Origin of the sequence: Caballeronia humi, from assembly GCF_001544475.1 — a bacterium.
Lineage (GTDB): Bacteria > Pseudomonadota > Gammaproteobacteria > Burkholderiales > Burkholderiaceae > Caballeronia > Caballeronia humi.
In genome coordinates, this window is the sequence record NZ_FCNW02000030.1 from 55382 (window position 1) to 64939 (window position 9558).

At 63.7% G+C, this 9558-nt stretch carries 14 protein-coding genes; 6 read left to right on the plus strand and 8 right to left on the minus strand.

Annotated features, from left to right (window positions below; all coding sequences use genetic code 11):
- Window positions 1–10 precede the first annotated feature (10 nt).
- Window positions 11–1141: a zinc-dependent alcohol dehydrogenase family protein gene (locus tag AWB65_RS23080; protein WP_087669348.1), complete on the plus strand. Its 1131-nt coding sequence runs from the start codon at window positions 11–13 to the stop codon at window positions 1139–1141.
- Between the two features lie 4 nt (window positions 1142–1145).
- On the opposite strand, the gene AWB65_RS23085 is transcribed toward AWB65_RS23080, so the two are convergent.
- From AWB65_RS23085 to AWB65_RS35750, 4 genes are all read right to left on the minus strand, one after another.
- Complete coding sequence (locus tag AWB65_RS23085; protein ID WP_235007725.1) at window positions 1146–1397, minus strand: hypothetical protein; 252 nt, start codon at window positions 1395–1397, stop codon at window positions 1146–1148.
- 152 nt (window positions 1398–1549) lie between these two features.
- On the minus strand, window positions 1550–1837 hold the full coding sequence (locus AWB65_RS23090) for a hypothetical protein (protein WP_087669349.1): 288 nt from the start codon (window positions 1835–1837) through the stop codon (window positions 1550–1552).
- A 17-nt stretch (window positions 1838–1854) separates the two neighbouring features.
- Window positions 1855–2742: an NmrA family NAD(P)-binding protein gene (locus tag AWB65_RS23095; RefSeq protein ID WP_087669350.1), complete on the minus strand. Its 888-nt coding sequence runs from the start codon at window positions 2740–2742 to the stop codon at window positions 1855–1857.
- Window positions 2743–3018: 276 nt separating this feature from the next.
- The gene (locus AWB65_RS35750) at window positions 3019–3357 is read right to left on the minus strand and encodes a hypothetical protein (RefSeq protein ID WP_235007726.1); all 339 of its coding nucleotides are present in this window, start codon (window positions 3355–3357) and stop codon (window positions 3019–3021) included.
- 457 nt (window positions 3358–3814) lie between these two features.
- On the opposite strand from AWB65_RS35750, the gene AWB65_RS23105 reads away from it, so the two are divergent.
- The 4 genes from AWB65_RS23105 to AWB65_RS23120 all read left to right on the plus strand — a co-directional run bounded on the left by AWB65_RS23105 (window position 3815) and on the right by AWB65_RS23120 (window position 5599).
- The gene (locus AWB65_RS23105) at window positions 3815–4558 is read left to right on the plus strand and encodes a Crp/Fnr family transcriptional regulator (protein WP_374729759.1); all 744 of its coding nucleotides are present in this window, start codon (window positions 3815–3817) and stop codon (window positions 4556–4558) included.
- A 166-nt stretch (window positions 4559–4724) separates the two neighbouring features.
- Complete coding sequence (locus AWB65_RS23110; RefSeq protein WP_087669353.1) at window positions 4725–4979, plus strand: hypothetical protein; 255 nt, start codon at window positions 4725–4727, stop codon at window positions 4977–4979.
- Window positions 4980–5054: 75 nt separating this feature from the next.
- A complete protein-coding gene (locus AWB65_RS23115; RefSeq protein ID WP_087669354.1) occupies window positions 5055–5297 on the plus strand; it encodes a hypothetical protein in 243 nt (80 codons plus the stop codon).
- Between the two features lie 2 nt (window positions 5298–5299).
- Entirely contained in the window at window positions 5300–5599 is a 300-nt protein-coding gene (locus tag AWB65_RS23120) for a hypothetical protein (protein WP_087669355.1), read from the plus strand.
- 4 nt (window positions 5600–5603) lie between these two features.
- Here AWB65_RS23120 and AWB65_RS23125 read toward each other — a convergent pair whose 3' ends face one another.
- Window positions 5604–6437, minus strand: coding sequence for a siderophore-interacting protein (locus AWB65_RS23125; protein ID WP_087669356.1), 834 nt, complete (start codon window positions 6435–6437; stop codon window positions 5604–5606).
- Window positions 6438–6444: 7 nt separating this feature from the next.
- Entirely contained in the window at window positions 6445–7152 is a 708-nt protein-coding gene (locus AWB65_RS23130; RefSeq protein WP_087669357.1) for a PadR family transcriptional regulator, read from the minus strand.
- Window positions 7153–7329: 177 nt separating this feature from the next.
- Here AWB65_RS23130 and AWB65_RS23135 point away from each other — a divergent pair, with 177 nt between their 5' ends.
- On the plus strand, window positions 7330–8151 hold the full coding sequence (locus tag AWB65_RS23135) for a shikimate dehydrogenase family protein (protein WP_235007727.1): 822 nt from the start codon (window positions 7330–7332) through the stop codon (window positions 8149–8151).
- A gap of 11 nt (window positions 8152–8162) precedes the next feature.
- On the opposite strand, the gene AWB65_RS23140 is transcribed toward AWB65_RS23135, so the two are convergent.
- Together AWB65_RS23140 and ligK are read right to left on the minus strand one after the other, a co-directional pair.
- Window positions 8163–8852, minus strand: a complete 690-nt coding sequence (locus AWB65_RS23140) for a substrate-binding domain-containing protein (protein ID WP_087669376.1) — start codon at window positions 8850–8852, stop codon at window positions 8163–8165.
- 21 nt (window positions 8853–8873) lie between these two features.
- Window positions 8874–9557, minus strand: a complete 684-nt coding sequence (ligK, locus tag AWB65_RS23145; RefSeq protein ID WP_087669359.1) for a 4-carboxy-4-hydroxy-2-oxoadipate aldolase/oxaloacetate decarboxylase — start codon at window positions 9555–9557, stop codon at window positions 8874–8876.
- Window position 9558: the final 1 nt, after the last annotated feature.

Consider the following 9558-nt stretch of genomic DNA (forward strand, 5'->3'; position numbering starts at 1 on the left):
AGACAGCGCTATGAAGATCAAGGCAGCCGTTCTGCACGAAATGGGGGCAGCGACGCCCTATGCCGATACACGCCCCTTGCACATCGAAGAGATCGAACTGGCGCCGCCCGGCCGCGACGAAGTGTTGATCAAGGTCGCGGCGGCCGGTCTCTGTCACTCCGATTTGTCCGTCATCAACGGCGACCGGCCCCGTCCGATGCCGATGGCGCTCGGACACGAGGCGTCGGGCGTCGTCGAGCAACTAGGGCAGGGGGTCACCGATCTTCAGATCGGCGATCACGTGGTCGTCGTGTTCGTGCCGAGTTGCGGACACTGCGCGCCGTGTGCCGAAGGGCGGCCGGCGTTGTGCGAACCGGGCGCGGCGGCGAACGGTGCCGGGACGCTGCTCTCCGGCGCACGGCGTCTCACACGCGGCGGCGGCGAGGCGTTGAACCATCACCTCGGTTGCTCCGTGTTCGCCGAGTACGCGACCGTGTCGCGCCGCTCGGTCGTGAAGATCAGTCGCGACGTTCCGCTCGACGAAGCCGCGCTCTTCGGCTGCGCCGTGCTTACCGGCGTCGGCGCGGTTGTCAATACGGCGCAGGTGCGCGCGGGCGCATCGGTGGCGGTAATCGGGCTGGGCGGCGTCGGGCTGGCCGCGCTTCTCGGCGCGCATGCGGCGGGCGCGCGGCAGATCATCGCGATCGACCTCGCCGACGACAAGCTGGAGCAGGCCCGCGCGCTCGGCGCGACGCACACGGTCAACGCGGGTCAGGACGATGCGTTCGAGCAGATTCGCGCGCTGAGCGCGGGCGGCGTCGAATTCGCGTTCGAATTCGCCGGCTCGATCCGCGCGCTGGATCTGGCGTATCGCATCACGCGTCGCGGCGGGATGACCGTCACGGCGGGCCTGCCGCCATCGACCGCGCTCTGGCCGTTGCCTGCCGTGAGTCTCGTCGCCGAAGAGCGCACGGTGAAGGGGAGTTACATCGGTACGTGCGTGCCGTCGCGGGACATCCCGCGTTACGTCGATCTGTACGCGCAGGGCCGGTTGCCGGTGAACAAGCTGCTGACGGGACGCCTTAAGCTCGACGAGATCAATCGCGGTTTCGACCTGCTGCACGAAGGCCGTGCGATCCGGCAAGTGGTGGTATTCGATTGAAGCCTCAAGCCGCCCGCCTGGACCGATCGTCGATCCATAGACGCGCCCATCGGGACGCGTAGGCAATCGCATGATCGGGGTCGAAGAAGTAGTCGAGGTCGTCGAAGGTATAGGAACGACCATGCGGCGACGTCCCGTTCCCGATGGTCAGGTTGGCGGCATACAATCCGCTCGGCAACGCCTCTGCTGACGGCTCGACTTCGTATCCTTTATATCGCATGTGCTTATGACCTGAAATGCTGTTTGCGAGCGACATTGCCCGCTGCGTTTTCAGGCTAGTGCGTCGAGTGCGCAACATGAACCAATGGATTGGGCTAAGCAAATCAGAAGCGGGATCAGTACGACATGAGCCGGCGGCTTTGAAGCGTGCGAAACGGTGGCTCGAAGCCACCGTTTCGATTACCGTGCTCAATGTCCGATCAACGTGCCGAGCGGCGCGAGCGGAACGATCGGATAGAGCTCGAAGGTCAGCAGATTATCGACACCGAGCGGCAGCGCCTTGAGCAGACGATCTGCTTCATCGACGGAATCGACGCTCATCAGGAAGATGACGCCGACACCGTTTTCCCGCATCCAGAACTGTTCCATCTTGCCATCGAGATAGAACTGCAAGGTGGCGGGGACTTCGGTGGGCATGTAGTGCGCGAGCTGTTCCGGCGTAAGCGGAATCAGCGAACCAACGGCCATGACTTTCATGATTTTTCCTTGATCGATTAGACGGCTTGCGGATTCAACCGGTCCGCATGGGCGCGCGCGAACTCCTTGACGCTCATCGGTTTCTTGCCCGTAATCCGCTCGACGTTGTCGTTCATGCCTGACATCACGCCGCGCTGGTAGTCATCCATCGCCGCGACGAGGTGTTCGACGATATACGCGGGCACGCCCACCGATTCCATCGATTGGCGGTATTCATCGATCGAGATGTCTTCGAAGACGATCTCGCGGCCGAGCGCTTCGCTCAGTTCCGACGCCATCTGCTCGTGGTCCATTTCGACCGGCCCGAAGAGCGGATAAGTCTGTCCGATATGCCCGCTGGGGTCTTTCAGCAGCGCGGCAATGACGCGGCCCTGATCTTCCGCGCCAATCGCGGCATGGCGGCCTTTGCCGACCGGCAGGCGCAGGACGCCTTTATCGAGGAAAGTCGGCAGTTGCCACGGGTAGAAGAGCCATTCGAGGAAATACGTCGGACGCAGATGGATGACGTTGAGTCCCGACGCGCTGAGCAGCTGCTCGGCAACGTAATGATCCTTCGACGACGGACTCTTCGACGTCCGGCTGGCCGAGCGTTGCGACAGGTTGACGATGGTTTCGACGCCGGCTTCCCGTGCGGCCTGGGCGAAGTAGGCGGTGGCGGTGATGAGGCCGGGCGCGACGGGGTAGACGAGGTACGCGGCATCGACGCCTTCCATCGCGGCGCGAATCTCGTCGACGTTCTGCAGATCGCCCACGACGATTTCGGCGCCGAGCTTTTGCAGCGCGTCCGACCGGTCGTCGATGCGGCGCACGAGGGCGCGCACATGCAGTCCGGCATCGATGGATTCCTTGACGGCGGCGCGGCCGGTGTCGCCCGTTGCTCCGGTAATCAGTACTTTGCGGCTCATGATGATCATCCTTGAAAGTGAGAGGGTTGCTTGCATTTCAAATCAGCTGCTTCGCATGTGATGCGAACCGTGAGGTGCCTGTTTGAGAGAGCACGTCGCTGCTGTGAATGAAGAATGAGGCCAATCGCAGAGCCGCGGTAGCCATTGGATTTCGCTAACTTCTATGCCGGGCCAGCATCAATGAGAAAGGCGCGGTGAATCCACGCGCGTGCTGACGTTGAGAAATGCGAAGAGGATTTGATGCCCAATGAAGCGCATCAAACGTTTAAAGCAACTTCAGGGCTTGGATGAAGCCCCATCGAAAGGCCCGTCAAGCAACTGTGGCGACACAGTCTTGAGCACGTGAACGAGCTGATGAATGCAATGCCGCGCCTCGTCGGGCGCATTGGCATCGAGCACATCGATGAGATTCACGAGCACGCCGAGAAACGCGTCCGAAAGAGGCATCGCGCGAGCGCGCGTATGCAGATAGCTGCTATGCCCAAAGACCTGCTGAATGAAATCGCGTTGCCGCAATAGAAACTCGGCATCGGATACAGGATCGGTAAGCGCAAGCAATGTCGCTTCACCGAGCGGTCCAATAGGGATCTGGATGTGGGTACGGGAAGAGGGCATGCGGCGGTTCTCCAATAACAACGAGCGCCGCACCGATGCCAATGGTCATAGCACGCCATCGCAACTCCGATGGCGTATTCTATTAGCGACACAACAAAAGACAGATACCCAAGCGCTTACATCCTGCTGCGGAGCGATTCGGATGTCAAATGAATTTGACGCCCGGAGGTGTTAGATCATGGAACAGAACTGGGACGCACTCTTCGACGAACTGAAAGCGCTGGGCCGCTTTCGAAGCGATGCACAACTTGCGCATTATCTGGGCCTGACTCGCGCGCAGGTCTCCGCCTGGCGCTGCGGCAAGACCAGGCTCGGCACGCTCACCAAGATCAAGATCCTGGACGCCCTCGGTCACGACAGCGTCCGTTCGATGATGACGAGCCTCTTTCCTGAACAGGGACGCGACGAAGCCATCGAGTTGCACAGAACGCTCGTGGCGCGCGTAGGCACCAAGGAGATCGTCAGCGAACCTGCGACCGAAGGCCCTGACGATGCACCCAGCGATGCATCCTCGGCCAACCTGCTTCTCGCGCGCCTTCCCGTAACGGTGCGCGAGCGGATCACGCCGCATCTTTCGACCGTCTCGCTGCCGCTCGGCAAAGTGCTCTACGAACCCGGCGATCGCCTGAGCCACGTCTATCTGCCGACCACCGCGATCATCTCGATGCTTTACGTGATGGAGAACGGCGCATCGGCGGAAATTGCGATGGTCGGCAAGGAAGGCCTGCTCGGCGTCGCGTTGTTCACTGGCGGCGAAACCGTGCCGAATCGCGCGCTCGTGCAAAGCGAAGGCGAAGCGCTGCGTCTCGCCAGCGACGTCGTGAAGGAGGAATTCGCGCGCGGCGGCGCGATTCAGCATCTCTTTCTGCGCTATATCCAGGCGCTCATCACGCAGATGGCGCAAACCGCCGTGTGCAATCGTCACCATTCGATCGGACAGCAGTTCTGCCGATGGCTGTTGCTGAGTCTCGATCGTCTCGAATCCAGCGACATCCGGATGACGCAGGAGCTCATTGCGAACATGCTCGGCGTGCGGCGCGCCGGTGTCACCGAAGCTGCCCGGCAGTTGCAGCGCATCGGAGCGATCCGGTATAACCGCGGCCTCATCTCGGTCGTGAACCGGCGCGCGGTCGAAGCACAGGTCTGCGAGTGCTATCACGTCGTCAAAAGCGAAGAGGAGCGGCTCTTTCGCGTAGGATGAGGCGGCGGGTACGAACCCTGCGTCTCGCTCGTTTCCTCGATTCGGACGCGCGACGCTCACGTTTACCCCCGAGCAGCCCGCTACCGTACAGAGAAAATCGTCGATTCATGTGACGCTATGGGTTCGACGTCGACGTCGACGTCATGCAGATGCAATAAGGAAGGACATGAAGCGTAACGGTGAGCACTCTTTGCGGGAACAGATTCACAAGTGGGTAGTCGATCGCGGGACCGGTAACTGGCAGATCGCCAGGTTTGGCCGCACGCAGTTCACCCGAAGCCGATACGTGTACGTCGCTTGCCCGGGCATCGGCACGCCGCTCGGAATGTTCTTCTTCCGGCACAAGGATGGCACGTGGCGCGTTTATCCACCGCTTTCAAGCCTGCCGAGCTTCAGCTATTCCAAGGCGTCGGTCGAGTAATGCTCTCGTGCTTCCATGCGTGTCGCGCAGCATGCCTCGAGCCTCTTTAGCACGCCGCTGCATAAGGAGAGGCCCATGCGAAGGCAGTTGCTCGTCCGTGCGACGGAGTGGATCGGCGATGCGCAATACGTCGCCGAATATGAAGTCGAGAGTGGAAATCTTTGCATCTCGGTCGATGGCGTGACGATTCACGACCTCGATCCGCCCGATTCGTGGGTCGCCATTGCGTCGGTGGCGACCGCGAGCGAATGGGGCACGCGCCCTGACGCGATCGACCTGCAAAGGCTTTTGTCCGATGCACGCTTCCAGACAACTTGATCATGACGCACCCGGTACATAATCATCGACAGCCGCCGGCCGTTGCCTCAGGCCGCGCCGGGCATGCGCCGCCGCATTCGATACACCGCCGGACGCTGCGAGCGCCGCGCCGTCCCGGCGAGCGGCATCGGCTGCTGCGCAAGGTCATCGACGCGATGGAAACGTCGTGCGCGTACTATTCGTCGCCTGTGTTCTGCACGGGCTTCACGTATAGCGGACGTCCGGTGCGCACGCTGCCTCTCTCGACGGGCGCGACCTGCTGTTCGGCGTGTCAGGCCCGCTTCGCTCGTCATTCACGCTAGCGCCTCATCCTTCCAGCGTCTCATGCACCGCCTGCGCGCCCCGCTTCCAGTAAGCCGACGCGCGAATCCGTCGCTTGTCGATCCCTCGCTCGACGCAAAGCAACTGACGCACCGCGCGCATGAGCGTTGCTTCGCCGGCGGCCCAGATATATCCCTCGCCGTCCGGCAGATAGATTTCCCTTAACGCCAGCAGCAGCGCTCCGCCGTCCGGATGCACTGCGTCATCGCGATAACGCCACTCCGCGTAGAGATCGGCGCGCGTATCGAATTCGATGCGCGCCGATGCGTCAGCGACTTCGATCAGCGTCGCCGCGCGCGTGCCGGCCGGCAGTTCCTCCAGACGCCGCGCGATGGCGGGCAGCGCAGTTTCGTCGCCGATGAACAGATGCCAGTCGAAATGCGCCGGAATAACGAACGACCCGCGCGGCCCGCCGATCCCGAGAAACTGACCAGGCGCGGCCTGCGCCGCCCACGCGGTCGCGGGGCCGGCTTCGTGCAGCGCGAATTCGATGTCCAGTTCGCGCGCATCGCGATCGAAACGGCGCGGCGTGAAATCGCGCGCGACGGGGCGCGGTTTCGCGGGATCGAACACAGGGCCGTCGGGGCCCGCGACCGGTACCGTGGGCTTGAGCGCGCCCGGTTCGGGGAAAAACACCTTCACGTGATCGTCGAACGAGGCGGATTCGAAGTCTTCCAAAGCGTCGCCGGTGAGCGTGATGCTCACGAAGTTCGGCGTGAGCGGCTGCACGCGCTTTACTTCGAGCAGGCGGAACTTGAGCGCGTGGCGCACGCGCGTGACTTCGAGGTCGGGTCGGGTTTGCAGGATGTCGTCGTTCATCGTTGGCTCATTCCTTGTCGCGGGCCGGGCCCTGTTCGATTTCGGCGGTTGCGCGCGCGAGGATCGCGGCGATGCGGCGCTGCTCGTCGTGCGGGGCATCGGTGCGCAAGAGCAGGGCGCGCTTGAGCGCCCGGCGCGCGGTGGTCAGCTCCGGGACCCAGCCGCCTTCGCTGGCGGTGTCGTCGGCTTCTTCGCCAGCGAACGCGCGGCGCACCGAATCCATCTTGCGGGCGAAGTGCGTCAGCTTGGCGAGCATCAGGTCGACGCGTTCGCGGTTCGCGGCCAGATACTCGCGCCCGGCGTCGGAGAGCGCGTAGCGCTTGCGGTTGCCCTCCAGTTCGACCGTGGTGTGGCCGAGCTCTTCGAGATACGTGAGCGCGGGGTAGACCATGCCGGGACTCGGCGCGTAGAAACCGTTCGAGCGGTCGGCCAGCGCCTTGATGAGCTCGTAGCCGTGACGCGGCTGGTCGGCCAGCAGGGCGAGCAACAGCAATTGCAGGTCGTCGGAGGTGAACTTGCGGGCGCGCGGCATGCCGCCTTCGCCACCGAATTCCCCGCGGCCGCCGGGGTTGCCGGGGCCGTCGAAAAAGCGTCCGCCGCCGCCGTGACCGCGATGGCGGCCGATGCCGAGTTGAGAAAAGCGTTCAGCCAGCTCGTGCCGGCGCAAATGCGCGGCAAAGGCTTCGCCGCAGTGGTGCAGAAAATGGTGTCTCATCGATAGCTCCGAAATGAATGTCGTAAAACATATCTTAAGTTATATATCTTAAGAGCGCCTGTCAAGGAGCTTTGATGTTTCGGTTTCTTACGGAGGTGGCCTTCTGACGCGTTACGATCTCAAAAACCCAACACGGACCCAAGCCCCATGCCCATTACCGGTACGACACGCGTTTTCTTGATCGCAGGCGACCCCGTCGCGCAGGTACGCGCGCCCGAAATCTACAATCACCTCTTCGAGCGGCACGGAATCGATGCCGTTCTCGTGCCGGTGAAAGTCCCGCCCGCGCGCCTCGCCGATTTCGTGCGAAACGCATTCGGCGCGGAGAACGTCGGCGGGATGTGGGTGACGATCCCGCACAAGGCCGCGATGATGGCCCTGATGGACCGCTGCGATCCCGTCGCGCAACTCGCGGGCGCCGTCAACGCGGTGCGTCGCGCTGACGACGGCGCAATCGAAGGCGCGCTGTTCGACGGCATCGGCTTCGTGAAAGGGCTGGACCATTTCGGCATTCCGCTGGAAGGCCGGCGCGTACTGGTGATCGGTGCCGGAGGAGGAGGGCAGGCGGTCGCGGCGGCGCTGGCGCTGCGCGGCGTCGGCGAACTGGCGATCTACAACCGGAGCACGGATCGCGCGGCCGACCTGTGTGCGCGACTGGCCGCGGCATCGGGCGGCGTGACCAAGGTAGCGGCGAGCCCCGATCCGGCGGGCTACGACCTGATCGTCAACTGCACGTCGCAAGGACTGAAGCAGGACGACCCGCTGCCCTTCGATCCGAAGCGCGTGGACGCGGGCGCTGCGGTCGAGGACATCATCATGACGCGCGAGCCCACGCCGTTGCTCAAGGCATGCGCGGAACTCGGCATTTCCGCTCACGCGGGATTCGAGATGCTGGTGCAGCAGATTCCCGAGTATCTGCGCTTCTTCGGCATGCCGGAGCTTGCGCGGACGCTGCAGGACGACACGTCGGAAGTGCGTGCTTTGCTCTATCCGAAGTAACGCGGGCTTGGTCAGGCCGGCTCCATGCCATGCCGAAGCTTGGCGGAGCTGGCCTGCGTTGATGCCAGAAAAGCGATAAGTTCCTGTGCCGCTTCCTTCTGCCGTGATGCCGTGCAGACGGCCGCCGAAAACACGGTGACGACCTGAATTTCCGGCGGCAGCGCGCCGATCACGTCGATTCCCGGCAAGTGCATCATCTCGCTCAGTTGCTGGAAGCCCAGCTCGACCTGCCCGCTCGCGACGAGTGAGCCCACCGGCACGCCGGGCGGCGCCTGCACGATGCGCGGCGCGATAGTCTCAGCGATGCCCCATCGTTCGAACAAGCGCCCGAGGTGAACGCCGCTCGGCCCCGTCGAATAACCGATCGTGCGCGCGGCCAGTATCGCGTCGCGCACGGCGGCTTCGGTCGCGATATCCGGCGGCGACGCGCCCGTCGCGACCGCGATCGCCACGCCCGATCGCGCGAGACCGGCACAGCTTTGCGGATCGACCAGGCCGTCGCCAGCAAGCCGGTCGATCGCGTCGGCGGCGAGCACGACGATGTCGAACGGCTCGCCGTCCGCGACGCGCCGCTGAGCCGCCACGCCGCCGACCGATTCGATAACCACCGTCCGTCCCGACAACCGCTCGTAGTTAGCGACGAGTTCGGCCAGCACCTGACGCGTCGCCATCGACGAGATGCCGGTGATGTGCTCACCCATGTTTTCCAAGCCCTTTATCGATCAATCGATGTAGCGCAATCCCGCCTGTTGCAGCGGCTCGCGCATGTTGTACATATCGAGGCCCAGCACGCCCGAGGCCAGCTTGGCGCGCTTCTCGCCTTCGAACGCTTCGCGAGCGGCCGCTCTGTCGAGCACCTTCTGCGCCATCGACGACGGCACGATGACGACGCCATCGTCATCCGCGACGACGACATCGCCCGGGGTCACGAGCGCGCCCGCGCATACGACCGGCACGTTCACCGAGCCGAGCGTCGCCTTGACCGTGCCCTTCGACGAAATCGCGCGGCTCCACACCGGGAAGTTCATCTCGGCCAGCACGCGCACGTCGCGCACGCCGCCATCGATCACGAGCGCCCGCGCACCGCGCGCCTGGAAACTCGTCGCGAGGAGGTCGCCGAAGAAGCCGTCGGTGGATTCGGTCGTGACTCCGGCCACGACGATATCGCCCGGCCGGATCTGCTCGGCCGCGACGTGCAGCATCCAGTTGTCGCCCGGTTGCAGCAGGACGGTGACCGCCGTGCCGCTCGTCTGCGCGCCCGCGTAGATCGGGCGCATGTACGGCTTCATCAGGCCGACGCGGCCCATCGCCTCGTGCACGGTCGCCGATCCGAGCGCGCCGAGCTTCGTGGCGACTTCGCCGTCTGCGCGATTGATGTTTCGATAGACCACTCCCAGTTCAAACATG

Coding starts and splice junctions, on each gene's coding strand:
- AWB65_RS23120 (WP_087669355.1), top strand. CDS start 5,300: ATGACGCACCCGGTACATAATCATCGACAGCCGCCGGCCGTTGCCTCA.
- AWB65_RS23130 (WP_087669357.1), bottom strand. CDS start 7,152: ATGAGACACCATTTTCTGCACCACTGCGGCGAAGCCTTTGCCGCGCAT.
- AWB65_RS23095 (WP_087669350.1), bottom strand. CDS start 2,742: ATGAGCCGCAAAGTACTGATTACCGGAGCAACGGGCGACACCGGCCGC.
- AWB65_RS23085 (WP_235007725.1), bottom strand. CDS start 1,397: ATGTCGCTCGCAAACAGCATTTCAGGTCATAAGCACATGCGATATAAA.
- AWB65_RS23110 (WP_087669353.1), top strand. CDS start 4,725: ATGAAGCGTAACGGTGAGCACTCTTTGCGGGAACAGATTCACAAGTGG.
- AWB65_RS23140 (WP_087669376.1), bottom strand. CDS start 8,852: ATGGGTGAGCACATCACCGGCATCTCGTCGATGGCGACGCGTCAGGTG.
- AWB65_RS35750 (WP_235007726.1), bottom strand. CDS start 3,357: ATGCCCTCTTCCCGTACCCACATCCAGATCCCTATTGGACCGCTCGGT.
- ligK (WP_087669359.1), bottom strand. CDS start 9,557: ATGTTTGAACTGGGAGTGGTCTATCGAAACATCAATCGCGCAGACGGC.
- AWB65_RS23080 (WP_087669348.1), top strand. CDS start 11: ATGAAGATCAAGGCAGCCGTTCTGCACGAAATGGGGGCAGCGACGCCC.
- AWB65_RS23115 (WP_087669354.1), top strand. CDS start 5,055: ATGCGAAGGCAGTTGCTCGTCCGTGCGACGGAGTGGATCGGCGATGCG.
- AWB65_RS23090 (WP_087669349.1), bottom strand. CDS start 1,837: ATGAAAGTCATGGCCGTTGGTTCGCTGATTCCGCTTACGCCGGAACAG.
- AWB65_RS23125 (WP_087669356.1), bottom strand. CDS start 6,437: ATGAACGACGACATCCTGCAAACCCGACCCGACCTCGAAGTCACGCGC.